Source organism: Janthinobacterium sp. PSPC1-1 (assembly GCF_049897625.1).
Taxonomy (GTDB): domain Bacteria; phylum Pseudomonadota; class Gammaproteobacteria; order Burkholderiales; family Burkholderiaceae_D; genus Janthinobacterium; species Janthinobacterium tructae.
Genome location: NZ_JAFCWP010000001.1, coordinates 878152 through 894950, shown reverse-complemented (window position 1 = coordinate 894950; position 16799 = coordinate 878152). Strand labels below are relative to the sequence as shown.

The 16799-nt window shown below is 63.4% G+C and carries 14 protein-coding genes; 6 read left to right on the top strand and 8 right to left on the bottom strand.

The annotated features are described in order from the left end of the window. The first annotated feature begins 220 nt into the window (after positions 1-220). Entirely contained in the window at positions 221-949 is a 729-nt protein-coding gene (locus ACP7EG_RS04075) for a YceI family protein (protein ID WP_426086518.1), read from the top strand. Here the strand turns inward: ACP7EG_RS04075 and ACP7EG_RS04070 are convergent. Beyond that, on the bottom strand, positions 912-1541 hold the full coding sequence (locus tag ACP7EG_RS04070; protein WP_426086517.1) for a LysE family translocator: 630 nt from the start codon (positions 1539-1541) through the stop codon (positions 912-914). The two genes, ACP7EG_RS04075 and ACP7EG_RS04070, sit on opposite strands and share 38 nt — an antisense overlap. 155 nt (positions 1542-1696) lie before the next feature. Here ACP7EG_RS04070 and ACP7EG_RS04065 point away from each other — a divergent pair, with 155 nt between their 5' ends. Further along, on the top strand, positions 1697-4588 hold the full coding sequence (locus tag ACP7EG_RS04065) for an ATP-binding protein (protein WP_426086516.1): 2892 nt from the start codon (positions 1697-1699) through the stop codon (positions 4586-4588). Here the strand turns inward: ACP7EG_RS04065 and ACP7EG_RS04060 are convergent. Together ACP7EG_RS04060 and ACP7EG_RS04055 are read right to left on the bottom strand one after the other, a co-directional pair. Continuing rightward, positions 4573-5484, bottom strand: coding sequence for an alpha/beta hydrolase (locus ACP7EG_RS04060; RefSeq protein WP_426086515.1), 912 nt, complete (start codon positions 5482-5484; stop codon positions 4573-4575). The genes ACP7EG_RS04065 and ACP7EG_RS04060 overlap by 16 nt on opposite strands. Before the next feature lie 2 nt (positions 5485-5486). Next, a complete protein-coding gene (locus tag ACP7EG_RS04055; protein WP_426086514.1) occupies positions 5487-8636 on the bottom strand; it encodes an NAD(P)-binding protein in 3150 nt (1049 codons plus the stop codon). Between the two features lie 193 nt (positions 8637-8829). Between ACP7EG_RS04055 and ACP7EG_RS04050 the strand changes: the two genes are divergently transcribed. Together ACP7EG_RS04050 and ACP7EG_RS04045 are read left to right on the top strand one after the other, a co-directional pair. Continuing rightward, positions 8830-9372, top strand: coding sequence for a phosphohydrolase (locus ACP7EG_RS04050; RefSeq protein WP_426086513.1), 543 nt, complete (start codon positions 8830-8832; stop codon positions 9370-9372). Between the two features lie 353 nt (positions 9373-9725). Next, the gene (locus tag ACP7EG_RS04045; RefSeq protein ID WP_426086512.1) at positions 9726-10325 is read left to right on the top strand and encodes a response regulator; all 600 of its coding nucleotides are present in this window, start codon (positions 9726-9728) and stop codon (positions 10323-10325) included. 416 nt (positions 10326-10741) lie between these two features. Here ACP7EG_RS04045 and ACP7EG_RS04040 read toward each other — a convergent pair whose 3' ends face one another. Then, positions 10742-10963 carry a hypothetical protein gene (locus tag ACP7EG_RS04040; protein WP_071076994.1) on the bottom strand — a complete coding sequence of 74 codons (222 nt, stop codon included), beginning with the start codon at positions 10961-10963 and terminating at the stop codon, positions 10742-10744. Positions 10964-11183: 220 nt separating this feature from the next. On the opposite strand from ACP7EG_RS04040, the gene ACP7EG_RS04035 reads away from it, so the two are divergent. Then, a complete protein-coding gene (locus tag ACP7EG_RS04035; protein WP_426086511.1) occupies positions 11184-11777 on the top strand; it encodes a chromate transporter in 594 nt (197 codons plus the stop codon). Further along, positions 11774-12358 (top strand): chromate transporter, encoded by a 585-nt coding sequence (locus tag ACP7EG_RS04030; RefSeq protein ID WP_426086510.1) that lies wholly within the window; start codon positions 11774-11776, stop codon positions 12356-12358. Before ACP7EG_RS04035 ends, ACP7EG_RS04030 begins: the two co-directional genes overlap by 4 nt. A 139-nt stretch (positions 12359-12497) precedes the next feature. On the opposite strand, the gene urtE is transcribed toward ACP7EG_RS04030, so the two are convergent. From urtE to urtB, 4 genes are read right to left on the bottom strand one after another with little or no spacing between them, the layout of a single operon-like run. Further along, a complete protein-coding gene (urtE, locus tag ACP7EG_RS04025; protein WP_426086509.1) occupies positions 12498-13196 on the bottom strand; it encodes an urea ABC transporter ATP-binding subunit UrtE in 699 nt (232 codons plus the stop codon). Between the two features lie 2 nt (positions 13197-13198). Further along, positions 13199-14029, bottom strand: coding sequence for an urea ABC transporter ATP-binding protein UrtD (urtD, locus tag ACP7EG_RS04020; RefSeq protein ID WP_426086508.1), 831 nt, complete (start codon positions 14027-14029; stop codon positions 13199-13201). Continuing rightward, a complete protein-coding gene (urtC, locus tag ACP7EG_RS04015) occupies positions 14026-15141 on the bottom strand; it encodes an urea ABC transporter permease subunit UrtC (protein ID WP_426086507.1) in 1116 nt (371 codons plus the stop codon). Before urtC ends, urtD begins: the two co-directional genes overlap by 4 nt. Then, on the bottom strand, positions 15138-16739 hold the full coding sequence (urtB, locus tag ACP7EG_RS04010; RefSeq protein ID WP_426086506.1) for an urea ABC transporter permease subunit UrtB: 1602 nt from the start codon (positions 16737-16739) through the stop codon (positions 15138-15140). Before urtB ends, urtC begins: the two co-directional genes overlap by 4 nt. Positions 16740-16799: the final 60 nt, after the last annotated feature.

Here is a 16799-nt window from a genome sequence, read left to right as displayed (position 1 = left end):
GCCCATAATTCGATCCTGCGCTGCCTCCCATTCATTCTCAAACGCCTGCGTTAATACCAATTTCACTTTATTCACGCATGCCGCCCTGCGAAAGAGGGTATGCGGAAGGCCGAATTGGTCTTGCAAAACGGCCGCGCACACGATCCTGCTATCGCGCCGGTGCCAGGATCGCTTACTATCGCCCCATTGCGCCCTGCGCCACCACCGTGAGTCCTCATTGATGCCACATGTTCACCACCGCACGCTGCTGGCCTGCGCCTTGCTCGCGGCCTGCACCCCGTTCGCCCCGCCGCCCGCAGCCTCGCTACCAGCCTCGCCAGTTCCGGCACCAGCCATGCAAGCGCCAGCGTGGCAACAGCAGGGCGTGCAGGTGCTGCACATCGTCCCGCAAGAATCCCTGTTGACCATCACCGTGCGCCGTGGCGGCGCGCTGGCGCGGCTGGGACATGACCATGTGATCGCCAGCCGCAGCCTGCAGGGCGTGGTGGCGCCCGCGCCGGGACGCACGCAATTTCGCTTTCGGCTGGACGAGATGAGTGTGGATGAAGCAAGCTTGCGCCAGGCGGCCGGCTTGACGACGACGCCGTCGGCCGACGCCGTCGCCGGCACGCGCCACAACATGCTGGTGCGCGTGCTCGAGGCCGAGCGTTACCCGTGGGTCAGCATCAAGGCGCGCCGCACGGGCGACAAAGAAGTGTTTGAGGCCGACATCACCCTGCATGGCGTGACGCGCACCGTGCAGCTGCCGGTGCGGATAGCGGAAACGGCCGATGGGCGCGGCCTGCAGGCCAGCGGCAGCCTGCTGCTGAAACAGAGCGACTTCGGCATCGTGCCGTTCGCCATCCTGGGCGGCGCCATGGCCGTGCAGGACCAGATGGAACTGGCGTTTCGCATTACCGCCCGGCAAGAACTCAGCGCGCCAGGATCAGGCGCAAGCCCAGGCCGATGAAGATGGTGCCGGCCACGCGGTCCAGCCACAGGCCGGCGCGCGGGCGGCAGTTGAGCCACAGGCCGACGGCGCCGGAAAAATAGCCGAGCAGGCTGAACAGCACGCAAGCCTGCGCCGTAAAGACCAGGCCCAGCTGCGCCGTCTGCCAGCTGGCATTGCCCTGGCCCGCGACGATAAACTGCGGCAAGAACGAGAGAAAAAACAGCACGACTTTCGGATTGATACTGTTGGCAAACAGTCCTTTGCCGAACAAGCGCACCAAGGACTCGTCGGGCAAGGCGCCCGCGCCATCGACTCTGGCACCGCCACGGCTGCGCAAGGCGCCGATGCCCAGCCACACCAGGTACAGGCCGCCAACCACTTTCAGCGCCGTAAATGCGGTGGGCGAGGCGGCCAGCAGGGCCGACACGCCGATGGTCGCCAGCAGCGTGTGCGTGAGGCAGCCAAGGGCGCAGCCCAGGCCGAATACCATGCCCTGGCGGCGCCCGCGCGACATGCCCACGCCCAGCACCATCAGGTTGTCGGGGCCGGGACTGGCGGTGATCAAAACGGCGGCGGCCAGGAAGGCCAGGAACTGGTCGGGACTGAGCATGAATATCTCGCGGGCAAAAGGCGCCATGATACCGGAGCGGGCGCCATGCCGGCAGGACATGAGTGCCCGTGCGCCACCGAGAGTCGATTAAAATGGCTACTCCACAGCAAACGGCGTTGCCGCCAATTCCCGCGCGACCATCACCACACTCATCGATGCCTATCCACCCGCCCCCCTCCAGCCACCGCGCTTCGCGCTCCCGCGTCAGCGCCTGGCTATGCGGCTGGGCGCTCCTGTTCGGCCTGCTGTTCGCTCTGCTGGGTCTGGCGGGTGCGGCGCAGGCGGCGCCATTACCCCTGGGCAAGCAAGGCATCGCGCACCTGGGCAGCGGTGGGCAACTGTTTTTCGCCGGAAGTGAAGCCGCGCCTGCCGATGCCGCCGCCCTGCCAGCCTGGCTGGCGCGCCAGCGCCCGGCCGACCAGGTCGACCTGTTCGGCGGCGCCTACTGGCTGCATGCGCAAGTGCGCAACGACAGCAGCATAGCGGCCTGGGTAATCGACCCGAACGACACCCTGATCGACCTGGTCGATCTGCACGTCTATGGCCCCGGGCAACGGACGGCGCCGCAGACCTTGCTCACGGGCTACCAGCGTCCGCACGAATATTTGTTGCACTACGGCAGGAACGTGCAGCTGGCGCCGGGTGCCACGTATGACATCCTGATCCGATTTTCCAGCCCCTACTATGCGCGCGCGCCCATGTTCGGCGTGAAGACGCAGCAGGATTACCGCAAGCTGGTGGGCAAGGAAAACTTCCTGATGGTGGCGTCCATCGGTGCCCTGCTGGCGCTGGGTCTGTTCAATTTCTTCATTTTTTCCATCACCCTGGAAAAAGCCTCGGTCTATTACGCGCTGTACGTGCTGACCTATGGCCTGGCCTGGGCCATGACCTTCCACGTCTTTGCCGACCTGTTCGACTGGCACATGCTACAGCTGCATTACGTGCCGTTTTTCGTGCTGCCCGTCTTCAGCACCCTGTTCTACACGCATTTCCTGCACCTGCGCGACTACTCGCCCCTGCTGTACCGGATCAGCAAGGTCAACCTGGTGCTGCCCTTGCTGCTCTTGCCCAGCTGCTTCTTCGCCCTGTCGTATGCGCACACCCTGGCCACCATCGCCATCAGCATCTGGATGCTGCTGGCGCTCGTTTGCGGCATCGTCGTCTGGTGCCGCGGCTACCAGCCGGCGCGCTTCTTCGTGCTGGCCTTCGTCGCCCTGATGCTGCCCGGCTTCTTGATCCTGCCGGCCAACCTGGGCCTGATGCCGGCCATGGTGGCCAACGCCCAGCTGGTCACCCTGCTCGGCGGCACCTTCGACGGCTTGCTGCTGGCCTTTGCCCTGGCCGACCAGATCCGCCTGCTGCGCAACAACCTGGAACAGCGCGTGCAGGAACGCACCCTGGCGCTCACCCTCAGCAACGACGCCTTGCTGAAGGCCAAGGAACACGCGGAAGTGGTCAGCCGCCACCGCATCGATTTTCTTTCCGCCATGAGCCACGACATCCGCACGCCGCTGGCTGGCGTGATCGGCATGCTGAAATTCGCCCTGCGCGACCAGTCCGTGCGCGGCCGTACACAGGAATACCTGCGCATAGGCCTGCATAATGGCGTCTCGCTATTGACCATCCTCAATGACATCCTCGATTTCTCGAAGATCGACGCGGGCAAGCTGACCCTGGAAACCGTGGACTTCGACCTGGTGGCGCTGATCGGCGACGCGGCCGGCATCGTGCAGGGCCAGGCCGATGCCAAGAGCCTGCTGCTGCGCCGCGAACTGGCGCTGGACCTGCCGCGCTACGTGCGCGCCGATCCCACGCGCCTGAGGCAAATCCTCATCAACCTGCTGGGGAACGCACTGAAATTCACGGCCAATGGCGAAGTGCTGCTGGAAGTGCGGCGCGCCCGCACGCCGCCGCGCCAAGATGGCCGCAGCGAAATCGAATTCATCATCAGCGATACGGGTCCCGGCATCGACGCGGACACCTTGCCCCGTTTGTTCCAGAAATTCGAGCAAGCCGACCACTCCACCACGCGCCGCTACGGCGGCACGGGCCTGGGCCTGGCCATCTGCAAGGAACTGGTCGAACTGATGAAAGGCACGATCGGCGTGGAAAGCCGGGTCGGCATCGGCTCGCGCTTCCATTTCACCTTGCCGCTGACGCCTGGCAGCGCGCCGGCGGCCGACGCGCGCCGGCCGGCACGCCATGCGCGCCACGCCTGCCGCCTGCGCATCCTGTGCGCCGAAGACGTGCGCACCAACCAGATCATCATCGGCACCCTGCTGGAAAGCATGGGACATGCCGTGACCATCGTGGAAAACGGCGAGCAAGCCTTGCGCGCGCTGGGTACAGGCGCCTACGATTGCGTGCTGATGGATGGCCGCATGCCGCTGATGGATGGCGAACAGGCCGCGCGCCTGATCCGCGACGGCGGCAACGGCCAATTCCCCATTCCCGACGCGCACATCCCCATCCTCGCGCTGACGGCCAACGCCAGCGAACATGACCGGCAACGCTACCTGGCCGCCGGCATGGACGACTTCCTCAGCAAGCCCGTCGACGAAGCGCTGCTGTTCGAGAAAATCGACGCCGTCATCGACCTGCTGCTGGCGCGCGGCCACGCGCTGCCACCCGCCATGCCCACCGCGGACGATACCCTGGCGCGCCAGTTCGGCCTGGACGACGCCGCCGACGAGTCACCCGCGCCGGCAGATCCCATGACGGCGCCCGTGCACATCCTGCCGCTGGCAGGCCTGTCGCCGCAGCACTTGCAGCGCATCGCGCAAGCGTTCCTGATGGAAGCGCCACGGCGCCTGGACCTGGCCTGCCACGCCGTGCGCGATGGCAACGCCAGCGCGGCCGCGGCCGCCTTCCACGCCTTGAAAGGCAGCGCCGGCTACCTGAGCCGCCCCACCCTGCACGGCCTGTGCCACCAGATGGAAACCCTGGCCTCGAACGGCCAGCTCGATAACGTGGAGCCATTCCTGCCACAGCTGCAGGCGGCGCTGGACATAGCGCGGCGCGACCTGGAAACTCAGCCCGGAGCTTGAGCCATCCAGCCATGCGATCGCAGCCACGCCAGCAACAGTTGCGGCCACGCGGCCGGCTCGCTGCGCGGCTTGCCCAGGCCCCAGCCATGGCCGCCGCTCTGAAACTGGTGCAGCTCGACGGGCACGCCCGCGCGGCGCAGGGCCGCGGCCATCCATAGACTGTTCTCAGGCGGCGCAATCGGGTCATCGAGCGCCTGCGCGATGAAGATGGGCGGCGTGCGCGCATCGACGTGCAATTCCACCGACAGCGCGTCGCGCGCCGCCTGCGTGGGGTGGCTTCCCAGCAGCTGCTGCTTCGCATGCGTCGTGTCGAATGGCCGCTGCATGGTCAGCACGGGGTACAGCAGCACGGCAAAGTCGGGCCGCGCCGATACGCCATCGATCGCGTCGACGGGCGCATAGCGCGCGGCGTCCGGCTGGACAGCCGTCATGCCGGCCAGGTGCGCACCGGCAGAGAACCCCAGCATGCCGATGCGCGCCGGGTCGATGCGCCACTCGGCGGCGCGCGCGCGGATCACGCGCATGGCCCGCTGGCCATCCTGGAATGGCGCGGCCACCCCGCCGCCCTCCTGCGGCAAGCGGTACACGAGTTCAAACGCCGTGACGCCCTGCGCCTGCAGCCAACTGGCGGCCGGGCCGCTTTCCTTGCCCGCCTCGATATGCGCATAACCGCCGCCGCTGACCAGCAGGATGGCCATGCCATTCGGCTGCACCGGACGGTGCACGATCAAATACGGTTGTTCGACCTGCGTGATGGAACCCCTGGCGCTATCGCACTGCGGGCGCCGCGCCGCGCCGCCGGGCGGCGCGCCGGGCCATAGCAGAAGCGCGCCGGCCGGTGCGGCAGCTGCGTGCGGGTGGCCCAGGACAAGACACAACAGCATCAGGCGTCGCATGGCTAGAAATCCGTCTCGCCCTGGATCACGGCCGGATAACCCGTCATCGCGCGCGAGGTCTGCATGCCCGCCATCACGGCCGCTTCCACGCAGCCCGCGTTGAGACCCGTCCTGATCCAGTCGCCCGTGAGGAACAGGTTACGGAAGCCCGACTGGTCGGTGGCCAGCCGGTACTGCGTGCTGTTCACCACCGACATCACGTAGCGCTCGGACGGGTCGACGTTGGCGCGCCAGTACTGGCTGTCGAAGCGCGCCGGCCCCGTGCCGGCTTTCGCATCGACCAGCCATTGCCACGGAAACGCGCCAGGCGCGCCCGCCTCTGGCCATAGCGCGCCAATCTCCCGCTCCAGCTGGTGCAGTGCGCCCTGTTTCGCCCTGGCCGCGCAGCGTGCGGGAAAGCCCGTGTCGGTGACGGGCGGGTAGCTGTCGACGGGGAAGGCGCTGCAAAAGTACGAGACGTTTTTCGGTTCCAGCCCCGCCGGCCAGTCTTCGTGCGCCAGCAATTGATCCATCGGCGCCCACGTGTCGTACGGCTCCGTGAAGGCCGACAGCACCGGTTGCTGCCCTTTCGGCTGCGTGGTCCAGCCCATCTGCGCCAGGTTTTTGTTCAGCCACACCTGATAGGCCTGCGTGGCCACGGTTTTCACCTTCTCGGCCGCCAGTTGCAGGGCCGGGCTTTGCGCCAGCAGTTGCGGGCATAGGGCGGGCAGCGAGCCGATGGAAATGCCGAACACCACCTTGTCAAAGTCGACGCCCTTCTTCAAGACCCTGGCGGGCAGCTGGCGGCCGAACGCCTGCTGATACTGCTGCGGCCAGTCGCTCCAGTACGATTCCAGGTTGACTTCCTGCGCTTGCAGCAGCGCCGCCTGGGCCGGCTCGATCTGTGCGTAATCGGGTGCGCTGGGCCAGCAAGCCAGGCCTTTCACGTCCACCAGCGGCGCGTAGCCGGCGGCAGGGTCCTTCAATTGCACCTGCTGCGTGATGCGGATGCTGTCGATGTCGCCCGCGCCCGGCACCAGCTCTTCCACGCGCTGGAAGAATTTGAATTCCACGCCCCTTTTTTTCAGCACTTCGTACATCGGCGTAAAAATCGTGTCGCCCATACCGGCCTGCATCTTGAACATGATGCCGCCCTTGTAGGCCAGACCGATGCGCGCCATCGCCCGCAACAGCGTCCCTGCCTCGATGTTCGGCTTGGCAAAATCGCCGCCCTCGTAGGCAAACACCAGGTCATAAAAACCCCGCACGGGCGCCGACTTGACGCTGAACTGCTCGTCGCCGCCATGTTTTTTCAGCCAGGCGCGGAAATCGATATCGTTGATGACGTCAAAGCCGTGCTTGAACACGCCATCCTCGAACATGCCCTTCATGACCGTGATGCCCAGGTCCAGGCAGGTGAACAGGCGGCGCAATTCATCGTCGCCGTCGATCAGCGCGCGGTAGCGCAGGCGCAGCCAGGCGCGGATGCCGTTCAGGGTGCTGGCCAGCAGCTGGTGGCGGGCCTGGTCGTGGCGTGTGGAGTCCGGCGCCAGGTCGGCCACCAGCGCCGCCAGCGCGCCCACGGACAGGCCCACGTCCAGCCCCAGTTCATCGGCCTGCCCCACCACTTCGTCGGCCAGGCGGCGCAGCCAGCCCGGCCACACGCCCTCGCCTTGCGAGGCGATGGCGCTGGCACTGGCACGCTCTATGCGCGCGTCGGCGTCCGCCACTTGCCGGATCTGGCGCAGCCACTGCTCGATCCAGCCCACCATGGCGATGGCCATCTGCCACAGGGTGATGTCTTCGCCGCCCTCGCCCGGCTCGCCCGGCAAGGTGGGAAAGACGATGGACCAGTTGCGCCACTGGCCCTTGACGTCTTCCGACAGGGCCACGTAATCGTGCTGCTTGAAGGCGTCGCGCCAGGTGGCCAGCGGCGCGCCGGGCGGGCGTTCCAGGCTCGCATACGCTTCCTTGATCATCTTGAAGGCGTTGGCGTAAAAGCCGAACCAGATGTGCAGGCCGTGCTCCTCGATGCGCTGGCCCACTTGCGCATTGCGGCCGCTGGCGCCCTTGCCGCCCAGGCGCCAGCCCAGCTGGTAGACGGTGATGGCGTGCCGGTTTTGCCAGCCCGGCTGGCTCGTCAAATAATACGCGGTGGTCATGGCCGCCACGCCGCCGCCGAGGATGGCGATCTTTTCCGGCGCGATGCGGGAATTGTCGACCAGTTCCTCGCCCGGCATGGCCGTGAAGTCGAAGTTCACATGGAACGGCAATATCGCCGCCTGCGGCCCCAGCTGCAAGCCCAGGGTCTGGTCCAGCGGAAAGCTGTCAAACGCATGCAAGGTGCACTCGTATTCATAACCGAGCAGGCGCGCGCTGTGCAGGCGGTTGATCTCGGCCGGCGCGGCCAGCAGGGCCTGGTACACGGCTTTCACGCCAGCGCTGTCGGGGAACTGCTTGAGGAAGATCTGGTCGATGCGCGGCTTGCGCAGCAAGGACAAAATATCGGCCCAGCCGGCCTGGTCCATGTCGAAGAAATCGGGGATGGAGAGGAAAATCTGGAAGGCCTGCTCGATGAGTTCGAGGAAACTGTTGACGGACTTGTGCTGCCCCGTCTGCACGGTGGCATTGACTTCCAGCAGCGGGTGCAGCGCCAGTTTCGTTTCCGGCGAAAAATGCTGGAAACCCTTGGCGGCGACGGAACAGCGCAGCGGCTCGCTGCCGGTGGCGGGAATTTCGTAGTCGCACAGGTATTTCGGATAGCCGAACAGCTCGCGCCCGTTGATCAGGGCCATCGCGTCATCGACGAAAATATGGCACGGGTACCAATAGATATGCGCGAGCTTGCCGTGCTCATCCATCTGGCCCACCATGATCCAGGTGACGATATCGACTTCCGTGATCCAGCCCTTGGCCTGGTCGACGGGGTTGGCAGAGTCCGCATGGTTGACGCGCGTAAACGTCAGCATCACGTACGGCGACAGCGCTTTCAGGGTCATGCGCTTGCCCGCCACCTGGTTCAAGGTGGTATTCACGGTCGTTTGCAGCTTGGCCAAGTCGCCCCTGACGAAATAGCCGTACATTTCCGACTGTTTCAATTGCAGCGGCGAGTGCATCATCACCGAACCGCCCTGATAGATATACGAAGGTCTTGCCGAAGGTTGCGCCGTCATTGCCCTGCCCCTGTGAAGTTTCAGACAAACAAGATTGCTATAGTGTATTGAGAAAGAACAATGAATGATATGAAATAAATGAAAGGATTTGCCAAGATGCATAGGCTCAGCAGCGCGCCACACGCGTGGCGGCCGGGGCAAGCCTGTGCCATCGGGTGTACGATAAGCCATCTTGCATATCCGAGCACAGGCAATGATTACCACCGACTACGTTTCCACTTATTCCGGCAACCGTTTTTATCCCTTGCGTCCGCATATCGACAAGGTAGTCATTGAAGACATTGCCCACGGCCTGGCGTACCAGTGCCGCTTCAATGGACAGACGCAAGAGTTTTACTCGGTCGCCCAGCACAGCCTGATCGTCGCCGGGCTGGTGCCGCCCCATTTGCGCCTGGCCGCCCTGCTGCACGACGCGGCCGAAGCCTACCTGGGCGACATGGTGAAACCTTTGAAAGTGCTGCTGCCGGAATTTGCCGTGCTGGAAGACAAGGTCAGCGCCATCATCGCCGCCACGTATGGCCTGGATTTTTCCGATTACGCGCCCATCAAGCGGGCCGACCTGATCGCGCTGGCCACGGAAAAGCGCGACCTGATGCCCCACTCGGCCGAGCGCTGGGCCTACCTTGACGGCATCGCCCCCTTGCCCGGTATAATCGAAGCCATGGGTCCAGCCGAAGCCAAGCAGCGCTTCCTGCATGCCTTTGCCCAGTTGGGCGGGTTGGGTCTGGCGGCGTGAATGCTGCCGCACGAACGGCGCTAAGCCCCGGTTTTTGCACGGCTTTTTCAGATATCCACAGCAACTGTGGATAAAGTTGTTGATAAGCCCCTCTTGACAAGCCGCAACGCGAGTATAGATGCGGCTTTCAACAATTTGCTGATTTCACAGGCAATTTTTTACCCCAATGAAATCAATGACTTAGAATCATGATTTTGCGCCAGAGCAAAGTTGCTCGAGCACCATGAAAATATATTTTTCTGTGCGTAAGCAATCCTGCTCCAGGCTGCCTTGCCTGAACCGCATTGTTTTGACAAACCCCGCAGACTGGCATAGTGTGGAGTGAGTGAGCACGATCAACGGTGGATAAATGCATGAATATGGATAGCGACAATGCCGCCACGGGAGCGGACGAACCCGACTGGCTGGTCGAGGGGCCACTCGGGCGGGCAGAGGCGGCAGCAGAGTCCGCCAACACGGCGCCATGGCGCGTGCTGATTGTCGATGATGATGTCGATGTGCACGTGGTGACCAAGTTCGCCCTCAGCCAGGCCAGTTTCCAGGGCCGCAGGCTGAGCTTTCTGCACGCGTATTCGGGCGCCGAGGCGCTCAGCTTGCTGCGCGGCACACAAGATATCGCCGTGGTGCTGCTCGATGTCATCATGGAAACCCAGGATGCGGGGCTGCAAGTGGCGCGCCAGATCCGCGAAGACTTGCACAACAGCGCCGTACGCATCATCCTGCGCACGGGCCAGCCTGGCCAGGCGCTGGAACACCGCATCATCATCGACTACGACATCAATGATTTCTGGTGCAAGACCGACCTGACCACACGCAAGCTGTTTACCACCGTGATCGCCTCGCTGCGCACCTACGCCACCTTGCGCGAAGCGCAGCAACAAGTCGCCGACCTCGCCGCCGCCCTGGCCCACTGCGGCGACGCGCCAGCGGAACCGGCCGGCGGCACGCCCTGACCATCCGCCGCTACTTTCAGTCATAAAAACAAGAGCACTGGATAGGCATACAGGCTTGTGGCATGCCCCATTCTGATCCATTTTGCTGGCCGACGGCATGCGCTGACCGGCCCCACTTCCTAAGTAGCGGATTGTTAAGCGCTTTTTCAGATATCCACACGGACTGTGGATATCTTTGTGGATAAGCGCCTATTGACAGGCCTCAAAGCCACAGCCCGTGCGGCTTTCAATAAACTGCTCAATCAAACAGCAAAAATAAAATCCATTAAAATCAACTACTTAGAAATCCACACATAATCACAAGAAAATTATTTCGCCAGTTTCGCTAACCCATCATTTGTGCATAACTGAGCCGTAATGATCAATTCGACAACGCCAGAGTGGCGCTGCCGGCAACACAGTTGCCGTGTGGATACTCAATGCATAGTCTGGCGGCGCTGCTCCGGATGCAGCAGCACGCGTTCGATCAGTTCGGGGGCGACATTGTATGACTTCAGGTATTCCAGCGCACACAAGGTACTGAAGGCCGCCTGCACGGCGATGCCCAGATTGACGATGTCGCACATCTTCTGATCGACCCGGGCATGTGGCACCACGGTTTTGACGGGCATATGCAGCGTTTCTGTGGAATTAGGCATGATGAACAACTCCTGCGAAGGGGAACGGAGGGGTGGAGACGGCGTAGCGGTACAAACCGCACCAGCGCTGACAGGAACAGTGGTCGTGTTGCCGATAAAGTATTGCTGATAAACTCTCGATGTCAATGGCAGGGAAACATGAGCCACGGTTTTTTTCTTGCAGGCACAACTGGAGCCGAAAGCGATGGACAAGCGCAATCGGCCACGGCGATAATCAGCCATGCCCTCATCCCCCCTTTCCGCCCGCCCGCCTGACCTGCCCCGCCCGCAACCGGCCTCGCTGGCCGACCTGTTCTTCTCGTTCACCTGGCTGGCCTTGCAGGGGTTCGGCGGCGTGCTGGCCGTGATCCAGCGCGAAATGGTCGAGCGCAAGCGCTGGCTGACGCAAGAGGAATTCCTGGAAGACTGGGCCGTGGCGCAAATCATGCCCGGACCGAATGTCGTCAACCTGTCGCTGATGGTGGGTGGGCGCTATTTCGGCTTGCGTGGCGCGCTGGCGGCGCTGGCCGGCATGCTGGCCGTACCCCTCGTCATCGTGCTCGTGCTGGGCGTGCTGTACACGCGCTTTGGCGACAACCCGCAGATGGCGGGCGCCTTGCGCGGCATGGCCGCCGTGTCGGCCGGCATGATCGCCGCCACGGGTGTGAAACTGGCGACCGCGCTGGCCAGGCATCCGCTGCCCCTGTGGCTGACCTTGTCCATCACCGTGCTGGGCGTGCTGATGGTGGCCGTGCTGCGCTGGCCCCTGCTGTACATCCTGCTGGGCCTGGGCGGCATCGGCTGCCTGCTGACGTATCGAAAGCTGTCCGCATGAATCCGCCACTGCAACTGGTGCTGAGCACGGGCGACTGGCTGAACCTGTTCGGCCACTACCTGATGCTGTCGCTGATGTCGATCGGCGGCGCCATTTCCACCACCTCCGAAATGCACCGCTTCCTCGTCGAGCAGCATGGCTGGCTGACGCAGGCGCAATTCAATGAGTCGATCGCCATCGCCCAGGCCGCGCCCGGCCCGAACGTGCTGTTCGTCGCCCTGATGGGCTGGAACGTGGGCATGAATGCGGGCAGCTACACAGCCGCGTACCTGGGCGTGCTGGTGACCATGGTGGGCATCATGCTGCCCAGCACCACCCTCACCTACGTGGCAGCCCAGTGGGGCTACCGCAACCGCGACCTGCGCCCCGTGCGTGCCTTCAAACAAGGCATGGCGCCCATCGTCGTCGCCCTGCTGATTTCCACGGGCATGATACTGGGCGGCGCCAACCATGACCTCCGCACGGACTGGCCCCTGTGGAGCCTGTCCATCGTGGCCGGCCTGATCATCTGGCGCACGAAGATCCATTTATTGTGGCTGCTGGCGGCCGGCGCCGTACTAGGCTGGTTCCAGCTGGTTTAGTACGCCTATCAAAACCTACTGCGCGTCGTAATTTGCGGCCTGCGATGCTCACTGTACATTCGTACAGTTGCGCTTCTCGACCACAACTTCCTTCCGCTCGCTACGGTTTTGTTAGGCGTTGTTAAGCCAGTTATTAAGCCTACACGGCCAAATGGCGCTTCACATCGTCACCATCCATCTGTTCCGCCGTGCCGCTGGCGACCACGCTGCCGCGCGACAGCACGATGAAGTCGTCGGCCAGTTCGCGGGCAAAATCAAAATACTGTTCGCACAGCACGATGGCCATGTCGCCCCGCTGCTTCAACAAAGAAATGACCCTGCCGATATCCTTGATGACGGAGGGCTGTATACCCTCCGTCGGCTCGTCGAAGATGATCAATTGCGGTTCGGCCAGCAGCGCGCGGGCGATAGCCAGCTGCTGCTGTTGCCCACCCGACAAATCGCCGCCACGCCGCTGCAGCATCTCTTTGAGTACGGGAAACAGTTCATACACGTGGGGATCGATGCGCGAGGCTTGCCTGCCCCGCTTCACCGCCATACCCATCAGCAAGTTTTCCTCGACCGTCAGGCGCGCAAAGATGTCGCGCCCCTGCGGCACGTAGGCGATGCCCAGCTTTGCCCGCGCATGCGGCGCCAGCTTCGTGATGTCGCGCCCGTTAAAGGCCACCGTGCCCTGCGCCACGGGCAGCACGCCCATCAGGCATTTCAACAAGGTCGTCTTGCCCACGCCATTCCTGCCCAGCAAGGCCAGACACTCGCCCTTGCGCGCCGCCAGGTTGATGCCGCGCAAGGTGTGCGAGGAGCCATAGTATTGATTTAACTGTTGTACTTCGAGCATGGTTACCTCCCCAGATAGACTTCGATGACCCGCTCGTCGGCTTGCACTTCGTCCATGCGGCCCTGCGCCAGCAGGGCACCTTCATGCAGCACGGTGACGATGCCTTGCTGGGCAATGTCCGTGACGAAACCCATGTCGTGTTCGACTACCATGATCGAATGCTTGCCGCGCAATTCATTGAGCAACTCCGCCGTGCGCGCCGTTTCCGCGTCCGACATGCCGGCCACCGGTTCGTCCAGCAGGATCAGCTGCGGCTCCTGCATCAAGAGCATGCCGATTTCCAGCCACTGCTTTTGCCCGTGCGACAGCAAGCCCGCCGGCCGCGCCTCGTGACCATTAAGGCGTATCAAACGCAATATGGCTTCGATCTTGCCCTCCTGCTCCGACGTGAGGCGCGCAAACAGGGTGGGCGCCACGCGCTTGTCCATCTTCATGGCCAGTTCCAGGTTATCGAAGACCGTGTGCTGCTCGAACACGGTGGGGCGCTGGAACTTGCGGCCGATGCCCGCGTGGGCGATTTGCGCTTCCGTCATCGTGGCCAGATTCATGGTCTGGCCGAACCAGGCCGTGCCGGACGTGGGCCGCGTCTTGCCCGTAATGACGTCCATCATCGTCGTCTTGCCCGCCCCGTTAGGGCCGATGATGCAGCGCAACTCGCCCACGGAAATATCCAGGCTCAGCTTGTTAATCGCCTTGAAGCCGTCGAACGACACGCTGATGTCTTCCAGATACAAAATGGCGCCATGCGTCGTATCGACGCCCTCGCCTTTCACGCGCGAATACGTGGGGCCAGCTTCGGCGCTGGCCATGCCGGGCAACATGCGGATGCTCATGCGGCCTCCTCTGCCACGACGGGCTTGCGTTTGAGCTTGCTCAACACGCCCAGCATGCCTTGCTGCATGAACAGGGTGACGACGATGAACAGCAGGCCCAGCGCGAACAGCCACAGCTCCGGCAAGGCAGCCGTGAACCAGCTCTTCAAGCCATTCACGGTGAACGCGCCCAGGATGGGACCAATCAAGGTGCCGCGTCCGCCCACGGCCACCCACACGACCATTTCGATGGAGTTGGCGGGCGACATTTCGGACGGATTGATGATGCCCACCTGCGGCACGTACAGAGCACCGGCGATGCCGCACAGCACGGCGGATAAAGTCCAGACGAACAGCTTGAACCATAGCGGGTTATAGCCAAGAAACATCAGCCGCGCCTCGCTGTCGCGCACGCCCTGCAGCACCCGGCCCAATTTCGAGCGGACGATGGCGCGCGCGCCCACCAGCGCCGCCAGCAGGAAGGCCAGGGTCAGCAGGAACAGCACGGCCCGGGTAGCAGGCGCCGTGACGCTATGGCCGAGGATGGTCTTGAAATCCGTGAAACCGTTGTTGCCGCCAAAGCCGGTGTCATTGCGGAAGAACAAGAGCATGAAGGCATACGTCATCGCTTGCGTGATGATGGAAAAATACACGCCCTTGATGCGCGAGCGAAACGCAAAGTAACCAAAGACAAAAGCCAGCACGCCCGGCACCAGCACGACGAGCGCCATGCAATACCAGAAATGTTCGGTAAATGCCCAGTACCACGGGTAAGTTTTCCAGTCGAGAAAGACCATGAAGTCGGGCAAGCTGCTGTGGTACTGGCCCTGGTCGCCGATGGCGCGCATCAGATACATGCCGTGCGCATACGCGCCCAGCGCAAAGAACACGCCGTGGCCCAGGGACAGGATGCCCGTGTAGCCCCAGACGAGGTCCAGCGCCAGCGCGGCCAGCGCGTAGCACATGAACTTGCCCACCAGCGCCACCGTATAGGCGGACACGTGCAGCGCATGCCCTTCGGCAAACACCAGATTAAAAATCGGCAACAGTGCCGCCAGCAGCGTGCATGCGGCAATGGCCAGCCAGACGGGCCGCGTAAACAGGCCCTGCTTTATCGGATAGGAGGTAGTCATTCGACGCTGCGTCCCTTCATGGCAAACAGGCCCTGCGGCCGGCGCTGGATAAAGATGATGATGAACACGAGAATGGCGATCTTCGCCAGCACGGCACCCGCCACCGGTTCGAGGAATTTGTTCACTTCGCCCAGGCCCAGCGCGGCGATCACGGTGCCGGCCAGCTGGCCCACGCCGCCCAGCACCACCACCATGAAGGAGTCGACGATATAGCTTTGGCCCAGGTCCGGCCCCACATTGCCCAGCTGCGACAGCGCTACGCCGCCCAGTCCCGCGATGCCGGAACCGAGGCCGAAAGTCAGCATGTCGACCTTGCCCGTGGCCACGCCCACGCAATCGGCCATGCGGCGGTTTTGCGTGACGGCCCGCACGAACAGGCCCAGCCGTGTCTTGTTCAGGATCAGCCACACGGCCACCACGACGATGACGGCAAAGCCGATGATGGCCAGCCGGTTGTACGGCAGCACGAGGCCGCCCAGCACGCTGACGCCGCCCGACATCCAGGCCGGGTTCGCCACTTCCACGTTTTGCGCACCGAAGATCGTACGCACCGTCTGCATCAGGATCAGGCTGATGCCCCAGGTGGCCAGCAGGGTTTCCAGCGGCCGCCCGTATAGCCAGCGGATCACCGTGCGTTCCAGTGCCACGCCCACCAGGCCGGCGACGAAGAAAGCGGCAGGCAAGGCGGCCAGCAAATACCAGTCCTGCATGGCCGGCAAGTAACTGCGGAAAAACAGCTGGCACAGATACGTCGTGTAAGCGCCTATCATCAGCAATTCGCCATGCGCCATGTTGATGATGCCCATCAAGCCGAAGGTGATGGCCAGGCCCAGCGCGGCCAGCAGCAGCACGCTGCCCAGCGAAATGCCGTAGAACACATTGCCGGCAAATTCCATGCGCGACACTCGTCCCTTGATCTGGCGCATGGTCTCGATGGCGGCCAGCTGCACGGACTCGTCCGGCTCGCCGGCCTTGCCGTCTGGCCCTTTATCCAGCATGGCTTGCAGCACGGGCAACAAGCGCGCATCGCTGCTGCCGGCCAGGTCCTGCACGGCGGCCTTGCGCGTGGCCGCGTCCGGCGCATGCAGGTTGGCGCTGGCGATCAACACTTGCAAGATCTGTTTGATGTCAGCATCGTTTTCCCGTGCCAGCGCCGTGCGGATCAGGGGGATTTGCGCGGGATCGACCGCCTTTTGCAAGGCTTGCGCGGCCGCCAACCGGGCGCTGCGTTCCGGCGCCAGCAACTGCAAGCCCGACAAGGCGCCCGCCACGGCCGCGCGCAAGCGGTTGTTGACCATCACGCCGTCGATGCCGTCCGGCACGGCACCCAGCTGACCCGTGGCCGGATCGTAGGCTTGCTCGCCATCGACGACATACACCTTGCCATCGGGCGCGGCATACAAGGCGTCGCCCTGCAATGCCTGCAATACGCGGGCGGCCTCGGGCGTGGCCAGGGCGGCGATCCGGGCGACGGCCGCAACTCTGGCATCGGGGTCATCGCCGGATAGCGGCTTGAGCAATTCTGGAGGGATGGCGGCCTGCGCCAGCGAGGATAGCAACAGGCAGGCGAGGACCAGCAGTTTGGGGAGGAGCTGCATGCGCATGGATTCCATGTAGTAAAGCCGATGTCTTGATAAGTATCCTTCCCCCAAAGACAA

Excerpts from the sequence above, each read along its gene's own strand:
- ACP7EG_RS04075 (WP_426086518.1), top strand. The coding sequence starts at position 221 with ATGCCACATGTTCACCACCGCACGCTGCTGGCCTGCGCCTTGCTCGCG.
- ACP7EG_RS04070 (WP_426086517.1), bottom strand. The coding sequence starts at position 1,541 with ATGCTCAGTCCCGACCAGTTCCTGGCCTTCCTGGCCGCCGCCGTTTTG.
- ACP7EG_RS04065 (WP_426086516.1), top strand. The coding sequence starts at position 1,697 with ATGCCTATCCACCCGCCCCCCTCCAGCCACCGCGCTTCGCGCTCCCGC.
- ACP7EG_RS04060 (WP_426086515.1), bottom strand. The coding sequence starts at position 5,484 with ATGCGACGCCTGATGCTGTTGTGTCTTGTCCTGGGCCACCCGCACGCA.
- ACP7EG_RS04055 (WP_426086514.1), bottom strand. The coding sequence starts at position 8,636 with ATGACGGCGCAACCTTCGGCAAGACCTTCGTATATCTATCAGGGCGGT.
- ACP7EG_RS04050 (WP_426086513.1), top strand. The coding sequence starts at position 8,830 with ATGATTACCACCGACTACGTTTCCACTTATTCCGGCAACCGTTTTTAT.
- ACP7EG_RS04045 (WP_426086512.1), top strand. The coding sequence starts at position 9,726 with ATGAATATGGATAGCGACAATGCCGCCACGGGAGCGGACGAACCCGAC.
- ACP7EG_RS04040 (WP_071076994.1), bottom strand. The coding sequence starts at position 10,963 with ATGCCTAATTCCACAGAAACGCTGCATATGCCCGTCAAAACCGTGGTG.
- ACP7EG_RS04035 (WP_426086511.1), top strand. The coding sequence starts at position 11,184 with ATGCCCTCATCCCCCCTTTCCGCCCGCCCGCCTGACCTGCCCCGCCCG.
- ACP7EG_RS04030 (WP_426086510.1), top strand. The coding sequence starts at position 11,774 with ATGAATCCGCCACTGCAACTGGTGCTGAGCACGGGCGACTGGCTGAAC.
- urtE (WP_426086509.1), bottom strand. The coding sequence starts at position 13,196 with ATGCTCGAAGTACAACAGTTAAATCAATACTATGGCTCCTCGCACACC.
- urtD (WP_426086508.1), bottom strand. The coding sequence starts at position 14,029 with ATGAGCATCCGCATGTTGCCCGGCATGGCCAGCGCCGAAGCTGGCCCC.
- urtC (WP_426086507.1), bottom strand. The coding sequence starts at position 15,141 with ATGACTACCTCCTATCCGATAAAGCAGGGCCTGTTTACGCGGCCCGTC.
- urtB (WP_426086506.1), bottom strand. The coding sequence starts at position 16,739 with ATGCAGCTCCTCCCCAAACTGCTGGTCCTCGCCTGCCTGTTGCTATCC.